The organism is Methylobacterium sp. 17Sr1-1, assembly GCF_003173775.1.
Lineage (GTDB): Bacteria > Pseudomonadota > Alphaproteobacteria > Rhizobiales > Beijerinckiaceae > Methylobacterium.
In genome coordinates this window covers 6,081,787-6,106,455 of record NZ_CP029552.1, presented here as the reverse complement: position 1 = coordinate 6,106,455, position 24,669 = coordinate 6,081,787, and the positions used below count along the sequence as shown (strand labels likewise).

Genomic DNA, 24,669 nt, shown 5'->3' with positions numbered 1-24,669 from the left:
CGCGATTGGTCAAGCCCTCTTCGGGACCGGCGCCGGGTCGCGTCGCCGCGCCTCGGCCGCGAGGTTCCAGACGATGCCGCCGACGATCAGCCCGGCGCCGACGAACAGCCACGGATCGAGGGGCTCGCCGTAGAGGCGCCAGCCCAGCAGCGCGATCAGCGGGATGCGCAGGAAGTCGAGCGGCATGACCAGGATGGCGTCGCCCCGGCGATAGGCGCTGGTCAGGCACCAGTGCGAGGTGAGACCGGCGATGCACAGAACCGCCAGCGCGAGCCCGTGATGCCCCTCGAACGTGTGGACCGGCGCCGCCGGGAAGATCCGGCCGGCCGCGAGGTTGAGGGGCAGCTGGATCAGGTTCATCCAGAACAGGATCGACAGCACGCTCTCGGTCCGGGTCAGCGCCTTGGTGCAGACTGCGGTCAGCGCGAACAGGATGGCCGCGCCGAGCACCACCAGGCTCGCCGGCTGCAACGCCGCGACGCCCGGGCGCAGCACCACCAGCACGCCGAGGAAGCCGAGAGCCACCGCGGCGACCCGGCTCGCGGTCAGCCGCTCGCGCAGGATCAGGACGGCGAGCAGCGTGACCCAGGCCGGCGTGGTGAATTCGAGGGCGAAGACGACGGCAAGGGGCAGCAGCGTGACGCCGAGCGACCAGGCGTAGTTGCCGCCCCAATGGACGAGGTTGCGGGCGAGGTGCAGGTGCAGCCGCCGCGGCGCGAGCGGCCGGCGGCGCAGGAGCGCGACCAGGCCGACGATCGCCACCCCGGCCCCCGCCCGGGCCGCCAGGATGTCGAACAGCCCGAGCGCCGGCGCCACCTCGCGCACGGCGATGGCGGTGGCCGAGAAGGAGAGCAGGGCGCCGGCCATCCAGAGGACGACGGCGGCGAGGTTGGGGAAGGGTTTCACCGGCGTGGCCTGGATCAGCGGCGAGGTGAAGCGGCGGGGTCGATCGAGCCACCCGCCGACGCGTGTTCGACCCTCCGCGTCATCCCCGGGCCGCGCAGCGAAACCCGGGATCCGTAACCGCCGACGCTTGGGGACGAAGCGGAACGCGATCCGCCTCGTCCTGGAGCATCAGCGGTTATGGATCCCGGGTTCTCGGCTTCGCCGCGCCCCGGGATGACGCGAAGGGTGGCATGAACGCCCGTAGAACCGGCCGCCGAGGCCGGACAAGTGTTCAGGTCTTCTTCGGCCCTCATCGTGCGGTCACGGCCACCGCACCGTCGGCGGCATCGAGGACAGGATCGACGCGACGTTGCCACCGGTCTTCAGGCCGAAGATCGTGCCGCGGTCGTAGAGCAGGTTGAACTCGACGTAGCGGCCGCGGCGCACCTGCTGCTCGTGGCGGTCGGCCTCGGTCCACGGCGTGTCGACGTTGCGCCGCACGATCTCCGGATAAACCTCGAGAAAGGCGTTGCCGACCTCGCGGGTGAGGGCGAGGTCGGCGGCCGGATCGCCGGTCCAGTGGTAGTCGTAGAAGATGCCGCCGACGCCGCGCGGCTCGTTGCGGTGCTTGAGGTGGAAATACTCGTCGCACCAGGCCTTGTAGCGGGCGTAATCCGCCGCCGGGTGCCTGCCGCAGGCCGCCTCGAAGGCGGCGTGGAAGGCGATCGTGTCGGGATCGTCCTGGGTCCGGCGCCGGTCGAGGACCGGCGTCAGGTCGGCCCCGCCGCCGAACCACGTCTTCGTCGTCACGACGAAGCGGGTGTTCATGTGCACGGTCGGCACGTGCGGGTTCCACGGATGGGCGATCAGCGAGATGCCGGTGGCGAAGAAGCGCGGATCCTCCGCCGCGCCCGGGATCTGGCCGCGGAATTCCGGGGCGAACTCGCCGTGCACCGCCGAGACGTGGACGCCGCACTTCTCGAACACCCGGCCGCGCAGCATCGCCATGGTGCCGCCGCCGCCCGGCGCGCCGGAATGGTCCTTGCGCTCCCAGGGCGTGCGCTCGAACCGCCCCGGCCCGCCGGCCTCGGGATCGAAGGGCCCCGTCGCCTCCTCCTCCAGCCGCTCGAGGGCGGCGCAGATCCGGTCGCGCAGGGTGGAGAACCAGGTGGTCGCCTCGACTTTGAGCGCGGCGATGTCGGGAGCGGCGTCGGTCATGGGCGATGTCATCCCACAGTGCCGCCCGCGGGCCAAGATCTCGGGGCCTCCCGGGCCGGTTTTTCAAGACGGTCCTTTCCTCCCACCCACGACCTCATCCCGAGGTGCCGGAGCAACGCGGAGGCCTCGAAAGAGGGCTCCAGCTCGCTCGCAGACTTCTCGAGGCTTCCTTCGAGGCCGCTTCGCAGCACCTCAGGATGAGGTTGTGGTTGGGATGATGAGCGGATGTCCCACGGCTTCGATGCGGTCGATCCGCCCCCTCAGAAGCCCCCCGTCTGGCGCAACGCCTCCCCCAGCATCATCCCGGCCGCCACCGCCACGTTGAGCGAGCGCATTCCCGCCCGCATCGGGATCGCCACCCGGGCCTCGGCATCGGCATGGACGGCGTCGGGCACCCCGGCCGATTCGCGCCCGACGAGCAGGCAGTCGCCGTCCCGGAACGCGTGCGCCGTGTAGGGCACGGATCCGTGGGTGGTGGCCAGCACCAGCCGGATCCCGGCCTCACGGCGCCAGGCATCGAAGGCGGCGTAGGAGCGGTGGCGGGTGATCGCGACGTGGTCGAGATAGTCGAGGCCCGAGCGGCGCAGGTGGCGGTCCGAGACGTCGAACCCCGCGGGCTCGATGATCTCGACGGCGACGCCGAGGCAGGCGGCCAGCCGCAGCATCGTGCCGGTGTTCTGCGGGATGTCGGGCTGGTAGAGGGCGAGGCGCAGCATGGGTCCGGGGGTGTGGGGGGCGATGCCCCGTCATACGCCGGTTGCCGGCCTGCGGCATCGCCCCCCGGTTGGCGACGAGGCGCCGCCGCATAGCTGAGAGCCCATCACCCCGGAGCCCGCATGTTCCTCGACTGGCTCGAGCGCCGCATCGATCCCTTCGCCCCCTTCGAGGAGGCCGAGCGCCCGCCCGACACGGTGGCGGGCTTCGCCTGGTTCTACCTGCGGCCGGTGCGAGGGCCGCTCGCGGCCCTGTTCGGCATCGCCCTCGCCGCCGGCAGCGTCGAGGCCTCGCTCTACCTGCTGATGGGCTGGTTCGTCGACATCCTGGCCCGGTCCGGCCCCGAGACCCTGTGGCGCGACCACGGCACCGGGCTGATGCTCGCCGCCGGCCTGATCCTCGTCGTGCGCCCGATCCTCGCCTGGCTGCACGAGGCATTGTCGAACCAGCTGGTGGTGCCGCAGACCACCGGGCTCATCCGCTGGCGCACCCACCTCTACACGCTCGGCCACGCCCTGTCGTACTTCCAGGCCGACTTCGCCGGCCGGCTCGCCAACCGGGTGACGCAGGTCGGGGTGGCGGTGCGCGAGCTCGCCATCGTGGTCATCGACACCCTGCTCTACGTCGCGATCTTCGCCGTCACCGCGGTCAGCCTGTTCGGCTCGATCAGCCCGTGGCTGATGCTGCCGGTCGTCGTGTGGATCCTCGCCTATGCGGGGCTGACCACCTATTTCGTGCCGCGCGCGCGGGCGCGCTCGCTGAAGGTCGCCGACACCCGCTCGGTCCTCGTCGGGCGCATCGTCGACAGCTACACCAACATCCTGACCGTCAAGCTGTTCGCCCGCGACCGCGAGGAGCGCTCGGCGGTGCGCAGCGCCACGATCGACCACACCGACGCCTACCTGCACTCCTTCCGCCTCGTCACCGCGGTCACCGGCACGCTCTCGCTCCTCAACAGCGGCCTCATCGTCGCCACCGCCGGTGTGGTGCTGGCCCTGTGGTCGCGCGGGCAGATGACGACGGGCGAGGGGGCGGCGGGCCTCGCCCTGGTGCTGCGGCTGATCGCGATGTCGGGTTGGGTGATGCAGACCGTGCGCGGCCTGTTCGAGCATATCGGCGTCGTGCAGGAGAGCATGCAGACCATCGCCCGCCCGCACGCGCTCACCGACCGGCCGGGGGCCCGCGACCTCGCGGTGACGGGCGGCGCGGTGGCGTTCGAGGGCGTGAGCTTCCATTACGGCCGGGAGGACGCCGGGATCATCGAGGACCTGAGCTTGCGGATCGCGGCGGGCGAGAAGGTCGGGCTGGTGGGTCCGAGCGGGGCGGGCAAGACCACCCTGACCTCACTGCTGCTGCGCCTGCACGACCTCGAGGGCGGGCGCATCCTGATCGACGGGCAGGACATCGCGGACGTCACGCAGGCCTCCCTGCGCCGGCAGATCGCCGTGGTGACGCAGGACACCTCGCTCCTTCACCGCTCGATCCGCGACAACATCGCGTATGGCCGCGAGGACGCGACCGAGGCCGAGATCGTCGCGGCGGCGCAAGCCGCGCATGCCGACGCCTTCATCGGCGAACTGACCGATCACAAGGGCCGCGGCGGCTACGACGCCCAGGTCGGCGAGCGCGGCGTCAAGCTGTCGGGCGGCCAGCGCCAGCGCATCGCCATCGCGCGGGTGATCCTGAAGGACGCGCCGATCCTGATCCTCGACGAGGCGACCTCCGCCCTCGATTCGGAGGTCGAGGCGGCGATCCAGAGTTCCCTCGACCGGCTGATGCAGGGCAAGACCGTGCTCGCCATCGCCCACCGCCTCTCGACCATCGCGGCCCTCGACCGGCTGGTGGTGCTCGATCGCGGCCGGATCGTCGAGGAGGGGCGCCACGCCGACCTCGTGAAGGCCGGCGGGCTCTATGCACGGCTTTGGGCGCGCCAATCCGGCGGATTTTTGGGGGAGGATGAGGAGCGGGCGGCGGCGGAATAGGTGGTTCGGGGTTCGCGGTCCAACGACCGTCCACACCATCGCGCTGAGAATAATTGCTGGCCGTCAGATATCGTGAACGTGCTTCGTTCGCCCGACAGCATGGCCAACCTCCGAGTCATTCCGGGGCCGCGAAGCGGAGCCCGGAATCCAGACGCTCAGGTCATGGGACACGGAAGCGGAACAGTCTCCGCTTGATCCTGGACCCTCCGCGGTTCTGGATTCCGGGCTCCGCTTCGCGGCCCCGGAATGACCCTGTGGGTGTGAGAACCGCTAGAGAGCGAGTGAAACAGTTTGCTGCGCCGTCACTGCGCCGCAAAGAACTTCGGATCGAGCGCCGACAAGGCGAGCAGCGGCGCCGGCATCACCACCCCGGCCTTGCGCATCGCCCGCGCCGCGGCGCGGCAGGCCTGGACGTCGTTGGCCCCCGCGGCCGCGTCGACCTGCGCCACCTGCTCCGGGCTCGGCCCCTTCTGCGCCGGCGCGCCGCTCGGGGCAGGGGCGGCCTGGGACTGGGCTTGCGCCTGCCCTTGCGGCCCCGAGGCGCCGGGTCCGGTCTGCGCCACCGGGCCGCTCAGACCCGACTTCTGCTGCGTCTCGCCGGCGCCGCCGCTCGGCAGCTGCGCGGCGCCCTTGTCGGGGGCCTGGACGGCCGCCGCCGCCGGCTGGGACGCGCCGCCCGCCGCGGCGTCCGGCGCCTTCGGATGCACGAAGGCGACGAGTTCCTGGCACAGGTTCGCGGGCGGCCCGGCGGCATGCGCGGCGCCCAAAGACGCGGCAAGGCCGGCGGCGGCGAGGATGATGCTGGTGCGGCTCACGACCCCGCCTCCGCCTTGTGGCCGGCCTTGCCGGGCTCCTTGATATCGCCGGTCCAACGCGGGCCGACGAGGTTGGTGCCCGGATCCGAGACCCGGGCGCCGGAGGTGGCGAAGGCCTGGTAGGCGAAACGCTGGTTCTCGGCGAGCAGGAAGCTCGCCGCGGTCGCCAGGACCACCGCCGCCACGACGGCGATCAGGAAGGCTTTCATCGCTGTCTCCGCACCCTTCGCTTATTCCGCCGGAACCTGACCGCGCCCGAGCTGCGGCCCGCTCGCGGTCTTGGCCTGCTGCTCCTTCACCCACAGGTCGTGATGGACCTTGGCCCAGGCGAGATCGACCTCGCCGCTGCCCATGGCGTCGTAGGCGCCCTCCATGCCGAGCGAGCCGATATAGATGTGGGCCAGGATGCCGGCGATGAACACCACGCCGATCAGCGAGTGGATCACCTGCATGACCTGCATCCCGTTGATGTCGGTGAAGGCGAACGGGAAGATCATCATGATGCCGGTGGCGCCCATGGCGAAGCCGAAGCCGACCACCATCCAGAACACCATCTTCTGGCCGGCATTGAAGCGCCCGGCGCTCGGATGCGCGTCGCCGAGCAGGCCGCCGCCCTGCTTGAGCCAGATCCAGTCGATCTTGCCCGGGATGTTGTCCTTGATCCAGAGCACCAGCATGAACAGCACGCCGAGCATGAACGGCCAGGCGAGATAGATGTGGGCGTACTTGCCGTACTGGGCGAGCGTCGCGAACGCCTCAGGCCCGATCAGCGGCATCAGGAGCCGCTTGCCGAAGATGTAGTTCAGACCCGACAGCGACAGGATGATGAAGCAGGTCGCCGTCATCCAGTGCGAGAAGCGCTCGAAGCTGTTGAAGCGCAGGAGCTTCGTGCCCGATTCCTCGCTGTGCTCGAGGCGGATGCGACCGCGGGTGAAGTAGAACAGGCCGAGCGCGGCGATCATGCCGAGCACGGCGAGCGCCCCGATCCACGGCATCCAGGATTCGCGGAACTCGCGCCATTCCCGCCCCTGCGGCTGGATCAGGTTGGCGGCGGTCGGGTTCGGGATCGAGATCCGGCCGTGGATCTTCGGATCCTGCTTGAACAACAGCTCCTCGTTGACCGAGGAGGCGGTCGGGTTCGGGGCGCCGTCCGGCGCGCGCACCTGCGCGCCGGCGGGGCCCGCCAGCATCAGGGTCGCCGCCACGAGGGCGATGGAGGTCAGCCTGCGCATCGGCACCATCTCCCTTTAGATCGCGATCGTCTCGCGGTAGGCCGTCTTCCAGCCCCACGCGCCCGAGCCGTAGCCGCGCTTGATCACCCGCTCCTTGTAGATCTGGGCGATCATCTCGCCGTCGCCGGCGAGCAGCGACTTGGTCGAGCACATCTCGGCGCAGAGCGGCAGCTTGCCCTCCGCCAGGCGGTTCGAGCCGTACTTCTCGTATTCGGCGACCGAGAGGTCGACCTCCGGACCGCCCGAGCAGTAGGTGCACTTGTCCATCTTGCCGCGGGAGCCGAAATTCCCGACCCGCGGATATTGCGGCGCCCCGAACGGGCAGGCGTAGAAGCAGTAGCCGCAGCCGATGCACAGGTCCTTGGAGTGCAGCACCACCGCATCCGCCGTGGTGTAGAAGCAGTTCACCGGGCACACCGCCGCGCAGGGCGCGTCGGTGCAGTGCATGCAGGCCATCGAGACCGAGCGCTCGCCGGGCTTGCCGTCGTTGAGGGTGATGACCCGGCGACGGTTGATGCCCCACGGCACCTCGTGCTCGTTCTTGCAGGCGGTGACGCAGGCGTTGCACTCGATGCAGCGGTCCGCGTCGCAGAGGAACTTCATTCGCGCCATGAGGAAGCCCTCCCTTTACGCCGCGCTGATCTGACAGAGGGTCACCTTGGTCTCCTGCATGCCCGTCACGGGATCGAAGCCGTAGGTGGTGACGGTGTTGACGCTCTCGCCGAGCACCACCGGGTCGGCGCCCTTCGGGTAGAAGTCGCGCATATCCTTGCCCTGGAACCAGCCCGAGAAGTGGAACGGCGCCCAGGCGACGCCCTTGGCGACGCGGTCGGTGACGAGGGCCTTCACCTTGGCCTTCGCGGCGTTCTCCGGGCCGTGGACCCAGACGAACTGCCCGTCCTTGATGCCGCGCTCGGCCGCGTCCTGGGTATTGACCTCGACGAACATGTCCTGCTGCAACTCGGCGAGCCAGGGGTTCGAGCGGGTCTCCTCGCCGCCGCCCTCGTACTCGACGAGGCGGCCCGAGGACAGGATGATCGGGAACTGCTTGGCGATGCCGCGATCGACCGCCGCCTTCTGCACCGAGAAGCCGACATTCGGCATGCGGAACTGCCGCTCGTCGGGCCGGGTCGGGTACTTCGCGACGAGGTCGGGCCGGGGCGAGTAGATCGGCTCGCGGTGGACCGGCACCGGGTCGGGCAGGTTCCAGGCATTGGCCCGGGCCTTGCCGTTGCCGAACGGGATCACGCCGTGGTCGAGGCAGACCCGCTGGATGCCGCCCGACAGGTCGGTGGCCCAGCTGACCGCGTCCGGGTTGTTGCCGCCGATCCGCTGGATCGTGGCGAGCTCGTCCGCCGTCAGGTCCTTGTCCCAGCCGAGCTTGCGGAACACCCCGAAGGTGAATTCGGGATAGCCGTCGGTGAGATCGGAATCCTTGGTGAAGGAATCCTCCGCCAGCAGCGTCTGGCCGTTGCGCTCGGTGCCGAACCGGGCGCGGAAGGTGCTGCCGCCCTCCTTCACGTGCAGCGACGTGTTGTAGAGGATGTGCGTGCCCGGATGCTTCAGCTCCGGCTTGCCCCAGCACGGCCAGGGCAGGCCGTAATAGTCGCCACCGACCTCCGGATCGTCCTTCGGCGCGCGCAGCGTCACGAGGTCGAACTTGTGCTGGTTCCTCATGTGCGCCTTGAGGCGCTCGGGGCTCTGGCCGCAATAGCCGGTGGACCAGCCGCCGCGGTTGATCTCCCGCAGGAGGTCCTCGGCCGACGGCACACCGTCCACCACCTTGATGTTCTTGAACAGGCTGTCGGCGAATCCGAGCTTCACCGCCATCCGGTAGATCACCTCGTAGTCGTTCTTCGACTCGAAGGCCGGCTTCACGACCTGCTCGCCCCACTGGAGCGTGCGGTTCGACGCGGTGCGCGACCCGTCCATCTCGAGCGAGGTGCAGATCGGCAGCAGGTAGGTGTTGTCCCGCCGCGCATCCATCGCCGCGAAGGTGGTCGGGTGCGGGTCGGCGACGACGAGCAGTTCCAGCTCGGACATGCCCTTCACCGCCTCGGGCATCCGGGTGACGGTGTTGCCGCCGTGGCCGAACACCATCATGGCCTTGAGCGGCGTGCGCTGGTCGACCTGGTCGGCGGGCAGGCTCACGGCGTCGAACCACCGGGTCGAGGTGAGACCGGGTGTCTCCATGTTCTCCTTGCGCGAGCGCGCCTTGCGGCCGGCGCTGGCGGGCACCTCGTCGAAGCGCGACTGCAGCCAGTCGTACTCGACCTCCCAGACCCGGGCCCAGTGCTTCCAGCCGCCCTCGACGAGGCCGTAATAGAGCGGCAGCGTCGTCACATCGAGGCCGAGATCGGTCGCGCCCTGGACGTTGGTGTGGCCGCGGAAGATGTTGGCGCCGGTGCCGGGCTTGCCGACGTTGCCGGTGGCGAGACAGAGGATGCAGAGCGCCCGCACGTTGGCGGTGCCGACCGTGTGCTGGGTCGCGCCCATGCACCAGATCAGGGTGGCGGGCTTCTCCTTGGCGAAGAGCTCGGCGACACGCTTCAGCTGCTCGCCCGGCACGCCGGAGACCCGCTCGACCTCCTCGGGCGTCCACTTCGCGACCTCCTTGCGGACGTCGTCCATCGCGTAGACGCGTTGCTCGATGAAGGCCTTGTCCTCCCAGCCGTTCTGGAAGATGTGCCAGAGGATGCCCCACACCACCGGGATGTCGGTGCCCGAGCGGATGCGGACGTACTCGGTGGCATGCGCCGCCGTGCGGGTGAAGCGCGGATCGATGACGATCATGTTGGCGCGGTTGATCTCCTTGCCCGACAGCACGTGCTGCATGGAGATCGGGTGCGCCTCGGCGGGGTTGCCGCCGAGGATGATCATCGTCTTGGCGTTGCGGATGTCGTTGTAGGAATTGGTTTGGGCGCCGTAGCCCCAGGTGTTGGCCACGCCCGCCACCGTGGTCGAGTGGCAGATGCGGGCCTGGTGGTCGACGTTGTTGGTGCCCCAATAGGCCGCGAACTTGCGGAACAGGTACGAGGCCTCGTTGGTGAACTTGGCCGAGCCGAGCCAGTAGACCGAATCGGCACCGTTCTTGTTGCGGATCGCCTGGAGCTTGTCGGTGATCTCGGTGATCGCCTGGTCCCAGGAGACCCGCTGCCACTCGCCGTTCACGATCTTCATCGGGTAGCGCAGGCGGCGGTCGCTGTGGACGAGCTCGCGGATCGCCGCGCCCTTGGCGCAATGCGCCCCGCGGTTGATCGGGCTCGCCCAGGACGGCTCCTGGCCGACCCAGACGCCGTTGACGACCTCGGCCGTCACCGTGCAGCCGACCGAGCAGTGGGTGCAGATGTTCTTGCGGATCACGGCCTGGGCCGGATCGGCCGACGAGCCGGCGGCCTGAGCCGGGCGCACGGCGCCGAGCCGAACCGTGCCGAGGGCCGCGAGCCCGCCCGCGGCCAGCCCCGATTTCCGCAGGAAGCCGCGGCGGTCGAGGGTGTGGGCGGTCAGGCCCGCGGCGAGGGCCTGGTGGCTGCCGCGGCCCGCCACGCCGTTCCTGCGCTTGGTCAGCATGCCGGTCTCACTTCTTCAGCGTCTCGTAGCCGTTGGTGCGGTAGAAGGCCTTGACGTGGTCGGTCTCGCGATAGCGCGACCGGGTCTCGTCATTGCCGGGGTCGTAGGCCTTGGCCTCGGTGGGCGTCAGCGGCACGGAGGCGACCGCGGCCGCCGCCGCGGCGGTGCCGCCGCCGAGCGCGCGGAAGAATTGCCGCCGTCCGAGGCCGTCCTTCTTCGTGTCGTCGTCCTGCCGCATCGCGGCTCTCCTCTCGTGTGACCGCGCCGTCCACCTCACGCCTCCATGGCGAAGGCCTCGGCCTCGACCGTCGTGAACACCTCGCCGAGTTCGCCGACGGCCCGGTAGAACGGCGTGGCGGCCTGCGCCGCAACGTCGGTAAAGAAACGCCCGATCCACGGCTTCAGATGCCGCTCGAAGAAGCGGTGATCCGCCTCCGGCTCCGCCGGCAGGCGCCGGCCCGACAGCGTCGCCATCACCTCGAGCAGGGTGGCGGCATGGTCCTCCGGCTCGCTCGAGCCCGGATCCCGTTCGAGCCCGAGCGCGGCGAGGTCCTGGCGCACCCGGGCGAGCGGGCGCTCGTTGAGGAAACCGGTGAGGTAGTAGGACGCGTAGGGCATGATCAGCCCGCGCCCGACGCCGACGAACAGCGCGAAGTAGTCGCGCCCGACGGCACGCGGGTCGGCCTCGCGGGCGGCGCGGCCGAGGGCGGCATGGGCCTGGCCCAGCGGCGAGGCGTCGCCGTCGAGCCCTTGCAGGCCGGCGAGCAGCTCCGGCGCCGGCGCGCGGCCGAGCAGGGCCGCCAGGAGGTCGTATTCCTGGGCGCGCAGAGCGTCGATCTCGTCGGTCGGACCGGGGCCCTGGTTCACCACCACCTCGCGCAACGCAACTTCGTCACCGGGGGCTGCCGGCGCTCGGTGTCCTCCATCATTTGGAGGATGCGGCGCCCCGTTGCCGGCACCATACCGGGGAATCCATGGCGCACAATTCTACTTTCTAACGCTTCAAATCGGTATCGCCCCGCCATGACGTCGCAGGCGGGGCGGGGAGGGGGGTGGCTCGGGCTCCGGCGCCGGGTCGCGACGATCTGGCAGCGCCGACTGGTCTAGCGAAGGACGCGGGATCCCCTCTCCCGTTTGGGAGAGGGGTAGGGGCGATCGAAGATCGCGCGGGGGTGGCTCGGTCTCCGCAATGATCCTGGACGGTTGAGCTACCCGCACGACGCTCTCAGCATTACACGGAAGCGCGCCGCCCTCACCCCCAACCCCTCTCCCACTCGGGAGAGGGGGGCTGCCGGCGCTCACCCCCTCGTCGTCGACTACGGAGGGCTTCTCCTCCCCACCCCCGAACACCCGCTCCACCACCGCCCGCACCTCCTCGGCGGAGATCAGGCCCCCGGTGCCCGGCACCCCGCCGGGGGTGTTCCAGTCGTAGGCGTATTCCCGCGCCTCGCTGACGAAGTCGCGGATCGCCGGATCGATCGACCACATCCGGCGGAGCGCCGCGTTGCGCAGGGCCCGCGGCACGCCGGCGCGCAGGAACGGCGTCAGGTCGGTCGCGGCGGTCAGCGCGTCGAGGGAGGGGAGCTGCGCCAGTTCGTCGGGCGTGAGACCGGCCTCGTCCTCGGGCGGCGCAACCGCGGGCTCGGCGGACTCGGCCTCGGTCGTGGCCTCCAGCGGCCGGCGTGCCTCGTCGCGCTTGCGCCGCGACCAGCGGGCGAGGAAGCCGTCGCTCACGGCTCCTCCGGGCGGCGGCGCCCGCCGGCTCCCTGATGGGCTCCCTGGCGCGCCAGGGCCTCCGGATCGGCCCGGTCGCGCTTGCGCTTGTGAAACACCCGCTCGACGTGGAACGCCCGGTAGAACGCCCCGACCTCGGCCTGGATCTCCGGCGGCATCGGCACCGCCTCGACGATCTCGCCGATGCCCTCGGCCAGCGACTCGCCCTCGTAGGGGTCGGCGGTCACGGTCGCGACGGCGTAGGTCTCAGGGCCGGTCTCGCGCAAGGCGACCCAGAGCGAGGGCTGCGCCGCCGCGAGGTTGTCGCCGTAATGCGCGGTCTCGGCCGGATGCAGCTCGATCTCGTAGGCGCCGGCGTAGAAGGTCTCCTCGTCCTCGGAGACCGAGAGGCGGGTCCAGGGCACGGTGCCGGGCAGGCCCGGCAGTACCGCGACGGGGAGCCAGGCATGGCTGGCCCACGGGCCCTTCAGCCGGCGCTTGGCGACGACGACCCCGACGGAGATCAGCTGCGTGCTCATCAGGCTTCTCCCGCCTGGATAACGGGAAGGCCCGCGATCAGGTTCTGCGGCTTCATCGTCACCAGCCGGTCGGGCGTCATGGCCAGCAGCAGGTAGACCGGCCGGTCGCCGACGCGCGGATCGACCCTGCCGGGGTCGCGGATGCCGAGCCGGAACAGGGCGACCACCCGCTCGAAAGCGGCGGGCTCTAGGGCTTCTCCGCGCCACAGGGCGTTGCCGATCCGCGTGCCCTCCTGGTCGAGGCCGACGAACCAGCGCCAGTCCCGGTCCTCGATCGCGGGAATCGACTCGACATCGACCTCGACCGCGAGCAGGTGGCGCACGAAGGCCTGGATCGCCCGCGCCAGCCCCTCGCGGCTTTTCGGATCGGAGCCGAGGTTGAGCGCCATGCTGAAGGCGTCCGACCGGCTCCAGTAGGTCCAGGCGTTGTCGGCGGTCAGCACGTCGAGCTCGGAGACCGGCTCGCGCCCGAGCATCGCCACGAGCGGCGATGGCCGGCCCGCGCCCTCCGCCTCGTCGATCAGCTCGGCATCGGCCAGCAGCAGCGAGCCCTCGGTCACGGAGGCCCGCTGCGGGCGGAAGAACAGCTCGGCGGCGCGCAAGGTGAAGGGATCGTCGCAGCCGTCGAGGGCGTTGCGCAGGATCAGGTGGACGAGCTGGTTGAGGAACAGGATCGGGGTGCCAGCGCTCCCGCGGCGGACGAGGTCGAGATAGGCCGCCTCGAGGTTACGCCCGGCGAGCAGCCGATCGCGAAAAGCCAGGATCATCTCCCAGTTCTCGCGCGCATCGGCATCCGCCAGGGCCGCGACCTCGGATGGCGTCACCGGGCGGCGAGGATCGCGCAGGAGCGCGGCGTGGAGCGCCCGCTCGGCGGCGCAGGCCTCGTCCGGCGGCACCAGCTCGGGCCGGGCGAGATAGGCCAGCAGCAATTCGTCGGTGACGACGAGCCCGCCGCCCGCGTCGCGCCGGGTGAGGTGGTGGCCGCTCGAGACCCAGAACTCGGTCATCACGGTTTTCCGGTGAGGAGCCCGGCGAGGTCGACCCGCTCCTCGGGCTCCTCGTCGCTCTCGTAGAAATCGAAGGCGCGGGCATAGGCGTGGCGCCGGTCGGATCCCGGCACCGCGCCCTCCCGCGGGCGCAGAGCCCGGAAGCGCTCGCGGATCTCGCCGTCCTCCAGCGTGCGGTGCAGCGCCAGCACCGTGCCGACCGGCGGGCCGCAGAGCGATTCGGCCACCGCGATCTCCTCCCGGGCGGCGACGAGCGCGCTTAGCCAGTCCGGCGCGCCGAGGCGGGCCTGGAACTGGGCGGCCAGCGCCTCGGTCGCGGCCTCGCGCTCGGGCGGGCTCGCCTCGCTCACCACCACCAGGGTCGAGAAGCCGAACGAATCGATGCCGAGGAAGCCGGCCCGGAACGCCGCCCGTTCCTTGCCGGCGAGCGCCGCCGGATCGCCGTCGAGGAACAGGAAGCTGCCGGTCACCGCCCACTCGCCGGGCGGGGCGGCGCGGGGGAAGACCAGGGTGTCGGAGGGGTCGAGCCGCAGGGTGCGGGGAAGCTTGAGGCTCACAGGCGCGGGCCTCCCCGGGCGGGATCGTACCAGCCGGTTCCGTCGAGGCGGAGCGTCGCGGGGTCGATGTCGAGGGTGGATCGAGCCCGCGCGAGCGCCGCCGCGGGGCCGTCCTCGGCCCAGAGCGAGAGCCCGCGCAGGAGGTGGCGGGCGAAGCTCTCGACGAGCGCGTCGGCACCGGCCTCGAAACCCTCCTCCTCCAGCGAGGTCGAGCCCGGGGTGTGGCCGGGGTCGCCCGCCTCGCGCTTCGAGGCGATCAGCATGGCGGAGAAGACGAGCCAACCGGGCACTGCGCCCTCGGCGCAAGCCTCCGGCCAAGCCAGGCGCCCGCCGCCGAGGCGGGCGCGGTCGAAGAACAGGGTGCCGGCCGCGTCCACCGTCACCGGCTTGTCGGGCGGAGCGTGGCTGCCGACCGCCTCCGCCAGGGCCGTGAGGCCGACGAGCCCGACGAGGCGGGCGGTCGCCAGCGGCTCCTCGGGCGCCAGCACCACCGCGATCTCGACAGTGCCGGGCCGGCCCCCGACCACCAGGGTGCCGGCGGCCCCGTCGTCCGCGTCAGCCTTCGCGCAGGCCCGGTCGTGCGCCGTTCCGGCAGAGTCTGACAGACGCAGCGGCCGGAAGGCGGGGGGCAGCATCAGGCCGGAGGGTTCCGCGAGAGTCATGAGGGAGATGGCGTCGCCTGCGCGCACGTGTCGGGTCGTTCTTTTGAACGGCTCGTATATAGCGCTGGACCGGTGAACAAGGGGCATGACGCCCCAGGGGGCGGCGCCCGGCATGGCCCGGGCCGCGCGCCCGGTCGGAGACGCGTGTGGTGTCGGATCGGATCGTGATCGCCTGTTCCTGCGAGGGCAGCATGCCCCTCGATGCGGCGGCGATCGGCAAGGCCTGCGGCGGGCAGGTGCAGACGGGCGACCAGTTCTGCGGCCGCGAGCTGGAGCGGGTGCGGGCCGCGATGGCGTCGGGATCGCCGGTCACGGTGTCCTGCACCCTCAAGGCGCCGCTCTTCCGCGAGGTGGCCGAGGAGCTGGGCGCCGAGGACCGCGTCGCCTTCGCCAATATCCGCGAGACGGCCGGCTGGTCGGCGGAGGCCGCGGCGGCGGGGCCGAAGATGGCGGCCCTGCTGGCGGCCGCCGCCGAACTGACGCCGCCCCCGACGAGCGTGAGCTTCGAGAGCCAGGGCGTCGCCCTGGTCTACGGCCGCGACGAGGTCGCGATCGAGGCCGCGCGGCGCCTCTCCGACCACCTCGACGTCACCGTGCTGCTCTCCCGGCCCGGCGAGGTGACGCCGCCGCGCACGGGCGAGATCCCGGTGCTGAAGGGCACCGTGCGGGGGGCGACCGGCCATCTCGGCGCCTTCAGCCTGCGGGTCGACGACACCGCCCTGCCGCTGCCCTCGTCGCGGCGGGTGCTGGCCTTCGGGCCGGCCCGGGACGGGGCGACCTCGACCTGCGACATCGTCGTCGACCTCACCGGCGGCGCGCCGCTCTTCCCGGCGCACGAGCTGCGCAGCGGCTACCTCCGGGCCGATCCCCGCGACCCGGCGGCAGTGGAGCGGGTGCTGTTCGAGGCCTCCCACCTCGTCGGGACCTTCGACAAGACCCGCTTCGTCGATTTCCACGCCGAGCTCTGCGCCCATTCGCGCTCGCGCATCACCGGTTGCACCCGCTGCCTCGACGTCTGCCCGACCGGGGCCATCCTGCCTGCCGGCGACCACGTCGCCATCGACCCCCATGTCTGCGCCGGCTGCGGCTCCTGCGCCTCGGTCTGCCCGACCGGGGCCGCCGCCTACGCCCTGCCGCCGGCCGACGCGCTGATGCGGCGCCTGCGCACCCTGCTCGGTGCGTTCCACAAGGCGGGCGGCACCGCCCCGGTGCTGCTGATCCACGACGAGGCGCATGGCGCGCCCCTGATCGACGCGCTCGCCCGCTTCGGCGGGGGCCTGCCGGCGGACGTGCTGCCGGTTCCGGTCAACGAGGTGACGCAGGTCGGCCCCGAGGCGATCGCCGCCGCGCTCGCCTACGGCGCGGGCGGGGTGCGGTTCCTCGTCCGGGGCAAGCCCCAGCACGATATCGCGGCCCTCCGGCGCAACGCCGCCCGGTTCGACGCGGTGGCGCAGGCCCTCGGCTACCGGCCGGCGGAGGGCGGCGCGGTCGTCTCGCTGATCGAGACCGACGATCCGGATGCCTTGAGCGCCGCCCTCGCCGCCGTCGCCCGCGGCACGCCGGCGCCGGTGCCGTCGGGATTCATGCCGGACGGCGACCTGCGCGGCGTCCTGCGCTTCGCGGTCTCGGAGCTGCACCACGCCGCGCCGCGCCCGGTCGACCGGGTGCCGCTCGATGCCGGCGCGCCCTTCGGCGGCCTCGATGTCAAGGCGGAGGCCTGCACCCTCTGCCACGCCTGCGTCGGCGCCTGCCCCACGGGCGCGCTCGCCGACGATCCCGACCGCCCGCGCCTCACCTTCGCCGAGAGCGCCTGCGTGCAATGCGGCCTGTGCGCCGCGACCTGCCCGGAGGACGCGATCGCCCTCGTGCCGCAGCTCGACTTCGCCGCCTGGGCGGCCCCGCGCCGGGTCGTCAAGGAGGAGGAGCCGTTCGACTGCATCGCTTGCGGCAAGCCCTTCGGCACCCGCAGCACGATCGAGCGGGTGATCGGCCGGTTGCAGGACCGGCACTGGATGTTCGCCGGGCCGGCGGGCGAGCAGCGGATCAAGGCCCTGATGATGTGCGACACCTGCCGGGTCTCGCACGTCCTCAACCAGGGCTTCGATCCGCATACGGCGGACACCAACCGGCCGCGGACCTCGGAGGATTATGTTCGGGCGCGGGAGTAAAGCCCAGTTCCGCGTTGCAACGCAAGCAACAGGATCTCGAATGACTGGTCACGCCCGGAGTTCGCCGGCGATCTGGTACAAGTCGCCGATGACGACGGGAACGTCGATCCCGGTCGCCAGTTGCGAGCCGTGCGCGATGCCGTTGCGCCAGCCGTAGTAGCGGATCGTCCGGCGGTAGGCATCGGAGGCGACGTTGAGCCGGTCGAGCACGAGCGCCGCCCGGTCCTCGAACTTCGCCCGCATGCTCTCCGGATCGTGCGCGTCCCAGGCGCGGCGATCCTCCCAGCGGATGCTGCTGCGTCGGTTGCGCACCGCGAGCTCGGCGACGCGGTTGATCTTGGCCTCGAGCTGGCCCCAGGCGAGGATGAAGTAGGCGGAATCGTTGATCCGTCGCTTCTGCGCGATGCGATCGATGAGGGCGGTGTCAGCCGCCTCCCGGGCCTGCGCGAGCTGCGCGGTGAGACCGCTCTCGATCTCGGAGTAGACGGCGGCGATGGCCGCCAAATCCCGCATGGAGGCTCCTTACGCCATCGCCGTGGCGAGCGCCGCCTGCGAGAGGGGCTCGGCGGCGAGGCGATCCAGGGCGGGAGCGATGGTCCAGCGCGGCGTCTCGAAGAGGCCCGCCCGATCGAGGATCAGGAACCGGCCGCTGCGCGTGGACAGATCGAGCCGGCCGTTCACGCCGATGATCCACAGGCCATCGGGAACGAAGGCCGCGACCTCCGCCCCCGCATTGGAGAGGCGCAGGATCGGCAGCCGCACCGGCGGCACGCCATACGCGCGCATCATCTCCTCGTTCATCACGGTCGTGTCGCCCTGCCTGACGCAGAGATGTGGGAACCAATCAGCGACCCGGCGGTAGAGATCGTCGATCCTTGCCCGCCAGTCATCGATCCGTGCGCGTACATGGTCTGCGTCGAGGGCGACACCATCGCCCGTTATCTCTTCGATGACGCTCAGCATGACGATCTCCAACGCACAGTGTCCCGCCCGCGCGGTATCCTGTCAACGCGCGTATCCGGTCACGCCTCGATGCCAGGTCAGCCTCACCGCGTCGCCTTCTCCAGGAATCGCACCAGGGCCGCCCGGTCTTCCGCCGCATTGATCGTCTGCTCCGGCATCTTGGTGCCGGGGGTGAAGCGGGCGGGACCGACCTCGAACAGGCGGGCGACGGTCTCGGGCGTCCAGACGAGGTCGATCCGCCGGAAGGCCGGGGAGTAGGGGTAGTCCGGCACCGCCGCGATGCGGCGGCCGAACACGCCGTGGAGGGTCGGCCCGGCCCGGTTGCCGCCGTCGGGGGTCAGGGTGTGGCAGGCCTCGCAGGCGCGAAAGACCTCAGCGCCCCGGTCGCCCGCGAAGGCCGCCAGCGGGTCCGCCGGGCGGGCCATGGCGAGCGGGCCGATCGGCTCGCCGCTGCGCAGGTCCCAGCGCCGCAGGAGCCGGTCGCCGCCGCCGGTGACAAGCTCCTCGGTGCCGCGGAAGGCCAGCGACCAGACCGGCAGGCCGGGCCCGACCAGGGTGAGGCGCACCCGCGCCCCGGCCCGGTCGACGACCGCCACCGCGCCGCCGACCGTCGCGGCGGCGAGCGTCCGTCCGTCGGCCGAGAGCGCGAGCGCCACCACCGGCCGGGGGCCGATCTCGAGGCGCGCCCGGGTGGTGCCGTCCGGCCGCAGCAGGGACAGGGTGCCGTCGGCGCCCGCCGCCGCGATCTCGCCGTCGGGGGCCGCCGCCACGGCGTTGACCGGCGCCTCCAGCGGCACCGTCAGCGGGGGACCGGCCTCGGGCCAGATCCGCACGGTCCCGTCGTAGCCCGCGGTGACGAGGCGCCCGTCGGGCAGGAACGCGACGCCGTTGACGTTGCCCAAGTGGCCCTGCCGCACCAGCGCGGGAACGCCGTCGAGGGGGGTGATCCGGACGGTGCCGTCCCAGGAGGACGAGGCGATCCGCCGCCCGTCCGGCGCCACCGCGAGGCCGGAGACCGGGCCGGCATGGGTCGCGAGGATCCGCTCGGGCGCTTGACCCTCTCGCCAGAGGGCGACGCGCCCGTCCTCCCCGCCGGTGACGAGCCCGCCATCGGGCAGGAGCGCGACGGCGTTCACCGCCCCGTCATGGATCCGCAGCACCCGGAGCGCCGCCCCGTCCTCGACGGACCATAGGATCGCCGAGGCATCGAAGCTGCCGGAGAGCGCCCGGCTCCCGTCCGCCGTCACGGCGAGCGCCCGCACCGGACCGCCATGGCCGCGCATCGGCGCCTCGGCGCGGGCCGCGACGGGAAGCAGGCTCAGAAGAGCGGCGAGGGCGAGGCGGAGGAGAGCGGGCATGCGGCAGGGTCCGGGCGGGGAGCCCCCGGGTCTACGCGCACGGGTCCCGGGCCGGGAAGGGGCCGGAACGCCACGGCCCCGGAGCCTCGAGGAGATCCATCCCCTGACGGTCGAGGAGCACGTCCAGGCGATCCTCAACGGGCGGCCTTCGATCCGAATGCCGCCGACGCCCGGAATCTCGGCGCTATCCGGAGCGAGGCACGGGGTCTTGCGGTCAAGCCGGACCAGCCCCCGGTGCAGCGAGTCCGATAGGCGCCGCCGGGGGAGGTCGCGGCGGCCCGCCGCGACATTTTCTCCGCCGTCTCCCGCTCCCGCAGCCGAAACCTTGATCCCGGCCGGCGCTTGCCGCATCGCCTCTCCCTCCCGGGATCAGGACCCACGCATGGCCTCGCCTCATCACCCGGGCGCCCGCCGGTGACGCCGCGGGCGTCCACGTCCGCGCTGATGCCGCTCGCCGAGGCGGTGGCGGCGCTCGCCGCCCTGGTGCGGCCGGTCGTGGCCGCCGGTGCGCGCCCGGCCGAGGCGGTCGGCGCCGTGGCGGCGCAGGACATCGTGGTCGAGGCGGGCCGGCCGGCGCAGCGGAGGGCGCTGCGCGACGGCTGGGCGGTGGCGGCGGCGGCCGTCGTCGGCGCCTCGCCCTACGCGCCGGTGCGGCTCGGGCGATCCCCCGCCTGGGTCGAGGCCGGCGCGGCCCTGCCCGCGGGCACCGACGCGCTGCTGCCGCCCGAGGCCCTCGGCGCCGATCCGCGGGAGATCGAGGCGGAGGCCGCGGCCGGGGAGGGGACGCGGGCGCCCGGCGCCGAGATGCCGCCGGGCACGCGGCTGCTCGCTTCGGGCGAGCGGGTGAGCGCGCTGTGCGGCCTCGCCCTGGCCGACGCGGGCATCGATCGGGTGTCCGTGCGCCGGCCGCGCCTGCGGCTACTCGCGGCGGCGCCCGACACCTTGTCGCCGCTGCTCGCCGCCTGGATCGCCGCCCGGGGCGGCCTCACTGAAACCGTCGCCCGACCGGCCGAGGCCGGGGATCTCGCCGCCGCCCTCCTGGCGCCGGGGGCCGACGCCGTGATCGTCATCGGGGGCACCGGGCCCGGACGGAGCGACGCCAGCGCCGCGGCGCTCGCGCGGGCCGGGCGGCTCCACGCCCACGGCATCGCCCTGCGCCCGGGCGAGAGCGCCGGCTTCGGCGAGGCGGGAGGCCGGCCGGTGCTGCTGCTGCCGGGCCGGCCGGACGCGGCCCTCGCCGTCTGGCTCGCCCTCGGCCGGCCGCTGCTGGCGGCGCTCGCCGGCGCCGGTCCCGACGCGACGCTCACCCTGCCCCTCACCCGCAAGGTCGCCTCCGTCATCGGCCTGACCGAGGTGGTGTTCCTGCACCGCACGGTCTCCGGCGTCGAGCCTCTCGGCGGGGCCGAGATCCCGCTTCATCGTCTCGCCCGGGCCGAGGCCGCCCTGCTGGTGCCGCCGGCCCACGAGGGCTATCCCGCCGGGACCCCCGTCGAGGTGCTGCCGCTTTGACCGAATTCACCCCCGATTCCTTCCTCGCCCGCCTCGCCGCCGCCTCGCGCCAGGAGCAGTTCCTGGCGGTGGTGAGCCGGGACGAGGCGATGGCGCGCTGGCGCGAGGCCGTGCCGCATGGTCCCCTGCCGCCCGAGACGGTTCCGCTGCACGAGGCGCTCGGCCGGGTGCTCGCCGCCGACATCGCGTCGCCGATCGACGTGCCGCCCTTCGACCGCGCCCTGGTGGACGGATTCGCCCTGCGCAGCGCCGACACCGAAGGGGCGAGCGAGGCCGAGCCGCGCCGCCTCGTCCTGAACGCCGAGATCCTGGCCTGCGGGGTCGCCCCCGCGCTCACGGTCGGCCCCGGCACCGCGACGCCGATCGCCACCGGCGGCGTGGTGCCCCGCGGCGCCGACGCGGTGGTGATGATCGAGGCGACCGAGTTCGAGGACGGGCCGGCGCCCGGAATCGCCGTGAGCCAGCCGGCGGGGCCGGGCCGGTTCGTCGGCTATGCCGGCGCCGACATGGCCCGGGGCGAGACGGTGTTGCGCGCCGCCACCCTGGTCACCGCCCGCGAGATCGGCATCCTGGCGGCCTGCGGCCTCGCCGAGGTCGCGGTCGTGCGCCGGCCCCGCGTCGCGGTGCTCTCCACCGGCAACGAGCTGGTGGCGCCGGGCGCGCGCCTCGCGCCGGCGACGCTCTACGATTCGAACGGCGCCATCGTGGCGGCGAGCGTGGCCGAGAATGGCGGCATCGCGATTCCGGGCGGCATCGTGCCGGACGACGAGACGGCGCTCGAAGCGGCGCTGAAGCAGGCCCTCGCCTCGGCCGACCTCGTCGTCCTGTCGGGGGGTACCTCGAAGGGGGCGGGCGACGTCTCGCACCGTATCCTGTCGCGCCTGGGCGAGCCCGGCATCCTGGTCCACGGCGTGGCGCTGAAGCCCGGCAAGCCGCTCTGCCTCGCGAAGGCCGGCGACGTGCCGGTGGTGGTGCTGCCGGGTTTCCCGACCTCGGCGATGTTCACCTTCCACGAATTCGTGGTGCCGCTGATCCGCGCGCTCGCCGGTCTGCCGGCCCGGGAGGAGGAGAGCGTGGAGGCGCGCCTGCCGCAGCGCCTGCCCTCCGAGCTCGGCCGCACCGAGTACGTGATGGCGGCGCTCTCCCGCGGCGGCGACGGCCTGGTGGCGCTGCCGCTCGCCAAGGGCTCCGGCGCGGTCACGGCCTTCTCGCAGGCCGACGGGTTCTTCGCGGTGCCGGCGACCCAGGCCGGGATCGAGGCCGGCGCGACGGTGCGGGTCTCCCGGATCGGCCGGGCGGCGCGACCGCCGGACCTGATGATCGTCGGCAGCCACTGCCTCGGCCTCGACCGCCTGGTCGGGCACCTCGCCGGCCGCGGCGTCTCGGCGCGCACGCTCTGGGTCGGATCGGCCGGAGGGCTCGCCGCCTTGCGCCGCGGGGAATGCGACCTCGCGGCGATGCACCTCCTCGATCCCGAGACCGGGCGCTACAACGCGCCCTACCTCACCCCCGGCCTCGCCCTGGCCCCGGGCTGGCGCCGGCTCCAGGGCGTGGTCTTCCGCCGGGGTGATGCCCGCTTCGAGGGGGCGTCGGCGCAAGGAGCGGTGGGCGGGATCCTCGCGGACGACGCGGCCGTGATGGTCAACCGCAACACCGGCGCCGGCACCCGGGCGCTGGTCGAGGGCCTTCTCGACGGCGCCCGGCCCGCCGGCTACTGGAACCAGCCGCGCTCGCACAACGCCGTCGCGGCGGCGGTGGCGCAGGGCCGGGCCGATTGGGGCGTGGCGATCTCGACGGTGGCCGAGGCTTACGGCCTCGGCTTCTTAGCCCTCACCGAGGAGCATTACGACTTCGCCTATCGCGAGAGCCGCCGCGACGAGCCGGCTCTCGCGGCGTTCCTCTCCCTCCTCGGCGACGAGGCCCTCGCCGCCGACCTCGCCGGGCTCGGCTTCGCCCGGGCGGAAGCGTGACGATGCGGGTCATCGGGCTCGCCGGCTGGTCGGGGGCGGGCAAGACGACGCTGCTCGTGCGGCTGATCCCGGTGCTCCGGGCCCGGGGCCTGCGCGTGGCGACGCTCAAGCACGCCCACCACGCCTTCGACGTCGACCAGCCCGGCAAGGATTCGTACCGCCACCGCGAGGCCGGCGCCTCAGAAGTGATCGTCTCGTCGAGCCGCCGCATCGTGCAGATCCGCGAGGTCGCGGAGGAGGCGCAGCTTCCCGACCTGCTGCGCCGGCTCGGCCCCTGCGACCTCGCGGTGATCGAGGGCTTCAAGCGCGAGGCGCATCCGAAGCTCGAGGTCTACCGCCACGCCAATGGCCGCCCGCCGCTGCATCCGGACGATGCCCATATCGTCGCGGTGGCGAGCGACCATCCCTTCGCGGCGGCCGGCCGGCCGGTCGTGCCCCTCGACGCGGTGGAGGCGGTCGCCGATATCGTGCTGGCGCGGGCGGAGCCCCTCTCGGCGGTGCTGGAGAGGCTCGACTCCCGGAGGGTCGAATCTCGGAAGGTTGGATCTCATGGCGCAGCTGACTGACGACTGCTTCGCCTTCGGCGGTCCCTTGCTCTCGGTGGACGAGGCCGCCGCCCTCGTGGCCGAGCGGCTGCCGGTGCTCGCCGGGATCGAGACCGTGCCGCTGATCGAGGCCGACGGGCGCATCGCCGCCGCCGACGTCTTCGCCGGCCTCGACCTGCCGCCCTTCGACAATTCCGCCGTCGACGGCTACGCCGTGCGCTTTTCCGACCTCACGGCCGGGCCTGAGACCGTGCTGCCCGTGCGCGGCCGGCTGCCCGCCGGCGCCGCGCCGGGGCGCGACGCGCTCGAAGGGTCCGCGATGCGGATCTTCACCGGGGCGCCGATGCCGCCGGGGGCCGATACGGTCTTCATGCAGGAGGACGTGCGGCGCGAGGGCGACGCGGTCGCACTGCCCACGGGCCTGAAGGTAGGCGCCAACCGGCGTCTCGCCGGCGAGGACGTGGCGCGCGAGAGCCTCGTGATCCCCGCCGGCCGCCGCCTGACCCCGCCCGATCTGGCGCTCGCCGCCGCCACCGGCCATGCGGCGCTCGCGGTGCGCCGCCGCCTGCGGGTCGCTGTGTTCTCGACCGGGGACGAGCTGGCAGAGCCGGGCTCAGCCTTGCGGCCGGGAGCGATCCACGATTCGAACCGCGTGCTGCTCGTCGCGCTCCTGCGCCGCCTCGGCGCCGCGGTGACCGATCTCGGCATCCTGCGCGACGACCCCGCCCTCCTGCCCGGGCGCCTGCGGGCGGCGGCCGACGGCCACGACCTCATCCTCACCTCCGGCGGCGTCTCGACCGGCGAGGAGGACCACGTCAAGGCCGCGGTGGAGGCGGTCGGCCGGCTGGTGTTCTGGCGCCTCGCGATCAAGCCCGGCCGTCCCGTCGCGATGGGCCTCATCGGGGACACCGCCTTTGTCGGCCTGCCGGGCAATCCGGTCGCGGTCTACGTCACGCTGCTCGTCGTGGTTCGCCCGCTGCTCGCCCGCCTCGGCGGCGCCCGCCTCGACGCCCCGCCGAGCGAGCCCGCCCGCGCCGCCTTCCGTTACCGCAAGAAGGCCGGGCGGCGCGAATACGTCCGCGTCTCGCTGCGGCGGGGGGCCGACGGGGTGGTGGAAGCGGTGAAGTTCCCGCGCGACGGCGCCGGCGTGCTGTCCTCGCTCACCGGCAGCGACGGGCTCGCCGAACTGCCCGAGGCGGTGACGGGGGTGGAGGAGGGGGACCGGGTCGAGGTCTTCCGCCATCCGCTGCTGTGGTGAGACG

The 24,669-nt window shown here is 72.6% G+C and carries 24 protein-coding genes; 6 read left to right on the top strand and 18 right to left on the bottom strand.

Annotated elements, in window-relative coordinates; all coding sequences use genetic code 11:
- Nucleotides 1-9 precede the first annotated feature (9 nt).
- The 3 genes from DK412_RS27875 to DK412_RS27860 all read right to left on the bottom strand — a co-directional run bounded on the left by DK412_RS27875 (nucleotide 10) and on the right by DK412_RS27860 (nucleotide 2,819).
- Nucleotides 10-906 (bottom strand): DMT family transporter, encoded by an 897-nt coding sequence (locus tag DK412_RS27875; RefSeq protein WP_109974632.1) that lies wholly within the window; start codon nucleotides 904-906, stop codon nucleotides 10-12.
- Between the two features lie 300 nt (nucleotides 907-1,206).
- Nucleotides 1,207-2,103, bottom strand: coding sequence for an oxygen-dependent coproporphyrinogen oxidase (gene hemF, locus DK412_RS27870; RefSeq protein WP_109974631.1), 897 nt, complete (start codon nucleotides 2,101-2,103; stop codon nucleotides 1,207-1,209).
- A gap of 260 nt (nucleotides 2,104-2,363) precedes the next feature.
- Nucleotides 2,364-2,819, bottom strand: a complete 456-nt coding sequence (locus DK412_RS27860; protein WP_109974630.1) for a tRNA (cytidine(34)-2'-O)-methyltransferase — start codon at nucleotides 2,817-2,819, stop codon at nucleotides 2,364-2,366.
- Between the two features lie 120 nt (nucleotides 2,820-2,939).
- Between DK412_RS27860 and DK412_RS27855 the strand changes: the two genes are divergently transcribed.
- Nucleotides 2,940-4,799 carry an ABC transporter ATP-binding protein gene (locus DK412_RS27855; RefSeq protein WP_109974629.1) on the top strand — a complete coding sequence of 620 codons (1,860 nt, stop codon included), beginning with the start codon at nucleotides 2,940-2,942 and terminating at the stop codon, nucleotides 4,797-4,799.
- Between the two features lie 302 nt (nucleotides 4,800-5,101).
- Here the strand turns inward: DK412_RS27855 and DK412_RS27850 are convergent, their stop codons facing one another.
- From DK412_RS27850 to DK412_RS27795, 12 genes are all read right to left on the bottom strand, one after another.
- Nucleotides 5,102-5,614 (bottom strand): hypothetical protein, encoded by a 513-nt coding sequence (locus DK412_RS27850; RefSeq protein ID WP_109974628.1) that lies wholly within the window; start codon nucleotides 5,612-5,614, stop codon nucleotides 5,102-5,104.
- Nucleotides 5,611-5,823, bottom strand: a complete 213-nt coding sequence (locus DK412_RS27845) for a hypothetical protein (protein ID WP_109974627.1) — start codon at nucleotides 5,821-5,823, stop codon at nucleotides 5,611-5,613. The genes DK412_RS27850 and DK412_RS27845 overlap by 4 nt, the downstream gene beginning before the upstream one ends.
- Nucleotides 5,824-5,844: 21 nt before the next feature.
- Nucleotides 5,845-6,846: a formate dehydrogenase subunit gamma gene (locus tag DK412_RS27840; protein ID WP_109975537.1), complete on the bottom strand. Its 1,002-nt coding sequence runs from the start codon at nucleotides 6,844-6,846 to the stop codon at nucleotides 5,845-5,847.
- 15 nt (nucleotides 6,847-6,861) lie between these two features.
- The gene (fdh3B, locus tag DK412_RS27835) at nucleotides 6,862-7,458 is read right to left on the bottom strand and encodes a formate dehydrogenase FDH3 subunit beta (protein ID WP_048442646.1); all 597 of its coding nucleotides are present in this window, start codon (nucleotides 7,456-7,458) and stop codon (nucleotides 6,862-6,864) included.
- A gap of 15 nt (nucleotides 7,459-7,473) precedes the next feature.
- A complete protein-coding gene (locus tag DK412_RS27830; RefSeq protein ID WP_109974626.1) occupies nucleotides 7,474-10,416 on the bottom strand; it encodes a formate dehydrogenase subunit alpha in 2,943 nt (980 codons plus the stop codon).
- Nucleotides 10,417-10,423: 7 nt separating this feature from the next.
- Nucleotides 10,424-10,654, bottom strand: a complete 231-nt coding sequence (locus DK412_RS27825) for a formate dehydrogenase (RefSeq protein ID WP_109974625.1) — start codon at nucleotides 10,652-10,654, stop codon at nucleotides 10,424-10,426.
- 35 nt (nucleotides 10,655-10,689) lie between these two features.
- Nucleotides 10,690-11,283 (bottom strand): molecular chaperone TorD family protein, encoded by a 594-nt coding sequence (locus DK412_RS27820; protein WP_245447327.1) that lies wholly within the window; start codon nucleotides 11,281-11,283, stop codon nucleotides 10,690-10,692.
- A 135-nt stretch (nucleotides 11,284-11,418) separates the two neighbouring features.
- Nucleotides 11,419-12,150: a DUF3306 domain-containing protein gene (locus DK412_RS27815; protein WP_109974623.1), complete on the bottom strand. Its 732-nt coding sequence runs from the start codon at nucleotides 12,148-12,150 to the stop codon at nucleotides 11,419-11,421.
- On the bottom strand, nucleotides 12,147-12,668 hold the full coding sequence (locus DK412_RS27810) for a DUF3305 domain-containing protein (RefSeq protein ID WP_109974622.1): 522 nt from the start codon (nucleotides 12,666-12,668) through the stop codon (nucleotides 12,147-12,149). Before DK412_RS27810 ends, DK412_RS27815 begins: the two co-directional genes overlap by 4 nt.
- Nucleotides 12,668-13,675 (bottom strand): DUF6352 family protein, encoded by a 1,008-nt coding sequence (locus DK412_RS27805; RefSeq protein WP_109974621.1) that lies wholly within the window; start codon nucleotides 13,673-13,675, stop codon nucleotides 12,668-12,670. Before DK412_RS27805 ends, DK412_RS27810 begins: the two co-directional genes overlap by 1 nt.
- Nucleotides 13,675-14,232 (bottom strand): DUF6505 family protein, encoded by a 558-nt coding sequence (locus tag DK412_RS27800; RefSeq protein ID WP_109974620.1) that lies wholly within the window; start codon nucleotides 14,230-14,232, stop codon nucleotides 13,675-13,677. The genes DK412_RS27805 and DK412_RS27800 overlap by 1 nt, the downstream gene beginning before the upstream one ends.
- Complete coding sequence (locus tag DK412_RS27795) at nucleotides 14,229-14,894, bottom strand: biotin/lipoate--protein ligase family protein (protein ID WP_109975536.1); 666 nt, start codon at nucleotides 14,892-14,894, stop codon at nucleotides 14,229-14,231. Before DK412_RS27795 ends, DK412_RS27800 begins: the two co-directional genes overlap by 4 nt.
- Before the next feature lie 191 nt (nucleotides 14,895-15,085).
- Between DK412_RS27795 and DK412_RS27790 the strand changes: the two genes are divergently transcribed.
- On the top strand, nucleotides 15,086-17,062 hold the full coding sequence (locus tag DK412_RS27790; protein ID WP_109975535.1) for a 4Fe-4S binding protein: 1,977 nt from the start codon (nucleotides 15,086-15,088) through the stop codon (nucleotides 17,060-17,062).
- Between the two features lie 48 nt (nucleotides 17,063-17,110).
- On the opposite strand, the gene DK412_RS27785 is transcribed toward DK412_RS27790, so the two are convergent.
- The 3 genes from DK412_RS27785 to DK412_RS27775 form a co-directional block, all read right to left on the bottom strand.
- Nucleotides 17,111-17,575 (bottom strand): hypothetical protein, encoded by a 465-nt coding sequence (locus tag DK412_RS27785; RefSeq protein WP_109974619.1) that lies wholly within the window; start codon nucleotides 17,573-17,575, stop codon nucleotides 17,111-17,113.
- Nucleotides 17,576-17,584: 9 nt separating this feature from the next.
- Entirely contained in the window at nucleotides 17,585-18,025 is a 441-nt protein-coding gene (locus DK412_RS30435) for a hypothetical protein (protein WP_162596321.1), read from the bottom strand.
- 83 nt (nucleotides 18,026-18,108) lie between these two features.
- Nucleotides 18,109-19,383 carry a c-type cytochrome gene (locus DK412_RS27775; RefSeq protein ID WP_109974617.1) on the bottom strand — a complete coding sequence of 425 codons (1,275 nt, stop codon included), beginning with the start codon at nucleotides 19,381-19,383 and terminating at the stop codon, nucleotides 18,109-18,111.
- 444 nt (nucleotides 19,384-19,827) lie between these two features.
- Here DK412_RS27775 and DK412_RS27770 point away from each other — a divergent pair, with 444 nt between their 5' ends.
- The 4 genes from DK412_RS27770 to glp are packed head-to-tail and all read left to right on the top strand — an operon-like array spanning nucleotide 19,828 to nucleotide 24,665.
- Complete coding sequence (locus tag DK412_RS27770) at nucleotides 19,828-20,892, top strand: molybdopterin-binding protein (RefSeq protein ID WP_204165454.1); 1,065 nt, start codon at nucleotides 19,828-19,830, stop codon at nucleotides 20,890-20,892.
- Nucleotides 20,889-22,862 (top strand): molybdopterin biosynthesis protein, encoded by a 1,974-nt coding sequence (locus tag DK412_RS27765; RefSeq protein ID WP_245447326.1) that lies wholly within the window; start codon nucleotides 20,889-20,891, stop codon nucleotides 22,860-22,862. The genes DK412_RS27770 and DK412_RS27765 overlap by 4 nt, the downstream gene beginning before the upstream one ends.
- 2 nt (nucleotides 22,863-22,864) lie before the next feature.
- The gene (gene mobB / locus DK412_RS27760; protein ID WP_109974615.1) at nucleotides 22,865-23,428 is read left to right on the top strand and encodes a molybdopterin-guanine dinucleotide biosynthesis protein B; all 564 of its coding nucleotides are present in this window, start codon (nucleotides 22,865-22,867) and stop codon (nucleotides 23,426-23,428) included.
- On the top strand, nucleotides 23,412-24,665 hold the full coding sequence (gene glp, locus DK412_RS27755; protein WP_109974614.1) for a gephyrin-like molybdotransferase Glp: 1,254 nt from the start codon (nucleotides 23,412-23,414) through the stop codon (nucleotides 24,663-24,665). The genes mobB and glp overlap by 17 nt, the downstream gene beginning before the upstream one ends.
- Nucleotides 24,666-24,669 lie beyond the last annotated feature (4 nt).

Excerpts from the sequence above, each read along its gene's own strand:
- hemF (WP_109974631.1), bottom strand. The coding sequence starts at position 2,103 with ATGACCGACGCCGCTCCCGACATCGCCGCGCTCAAAGTCGAGGCGACC.
- DK412_RS27860 (WP_109974630.1), bottom strand. The coding sequence starts at position 2,819 with ATGCTGCGCCTCGCCCTCTACCAGCCCGACATCCCGCAGAACACCGGC.
- DK412_RS27855 (WP_109974629.1), top strand. The coding sequence starts at position 2,940 with ATGTTCCTCGACTGGCTCGAGCGCCGCATCGATCCCTTCGCCCCCTTC.
- DK412_RS27845 (WP_109974627.1), bottom strand. The coding sequence starts at position 5,823 with ATGAAAGCCTTCCTGATCGCCGTCGTGGCGGCGGTGGTCCTGGCGACC.
- DK412_RS27840 (WP_109975537.1), bottom strand. The coding sequence starts at position 6,846 with ATGCGCAGGCTGACCTCCATCGCCCTCGTGGCGGCGACCCTGATGCTG.
- fdh3B (WP_048442646.1), bottom strand. The coding sequence starts at position 7,458 with ATGGCGCGAATGAAGTTCCTCTGCGACGCGGACCGCTGCATCGAGTGC.
- DK412_RS27830 (WP_109974626.1), bottom strand. The coding sequence starts at position 10,416 with ATGCTGACCAAGCGCAGGAACGGCGTGGCGGGCCGCGGCAGCCACCAG.
- DK412_RS27825 (WP_109974625.1), bottom strand. The coding sequence starts at position 10,654 with ATGCGGCAGGACGACGACACGAAGAAGGACGGCCTCGGACGGCGGCAA.
- DK412_RS27810 (WP_109974622.1), bottom strand. The coding sequence starts at position 12,668 with ATGAGCACGCAGCTGATCTCCGTCGGGGTCGTCGTCGCCAAGCGCCGG.
- DK412_RS27805 (WP_109974621.1), bottom strand. The coding sequence starts at position 13,675 with ATGACCGAGTTCTGGGTCTCGAGCGGCCACCACCTCACCCGGCGCGAC.
- DK412_RS27795 (WP_109975536.1), bottom strand. The coding sequence starts at position 14,894 with ATGACTCTCGCGGAACCCTCCGGCCTGATGCTGCCCCCCGCCTTCCGG.
- DK412_RS27790 (WP_109975535.1), top strand. The coding sequence starts at position 15,086 with ATGCCCCTCGATGCGGCGGCGATCGGCAAGGCCTGCGGCGGGCAGGTG.
- DK412_RS27785 (WP_109974619.1), bottom strand. The coding sequence starts at position 17,575 with ATGCGGGATTTGGCGGCCATCGCCGCCGTCTACTCCGAGATCGAGAGC.
- DK412_RS30435 (WP_162596321.1), bottom strand. The coding sequence starts at position 18,025 with ATGCTGAGCGTCATCGAAGAGATAACGGGCGATGGTGTCGCCCTCGAC.
- DK412_RS27775 (WP_109974617.1), bottom strand. The coding sequence starts at position 19,383 with ATGCCCGCTCTCCTCCGCCTCGCCCTCGCCGCTCTTCTGAGCCTGCTT.
- DK412_RS27770 (WP_204165454.1), top strand. The coding sequence starts at position 19,828 with ATGCCGCTCGCCGAGGCGGTGGCGGCGCTCGCCGCCCTGGTGCGGCCG.
- mobB (WP_109974615.1), top strand. The coding sequence starts at position 22,865 with ATGCGGGTCATCGGGCTCGCCGGCTGGTCGGGGGCGGGCAAGACGACG.
- glp (WP_109974614.1), top strand. The coding sequence starts at position 23,412 with ATGGCGCAGCTGACTGACGACTGCTTCGCCTTCGGCGGTCCCTTGCTC.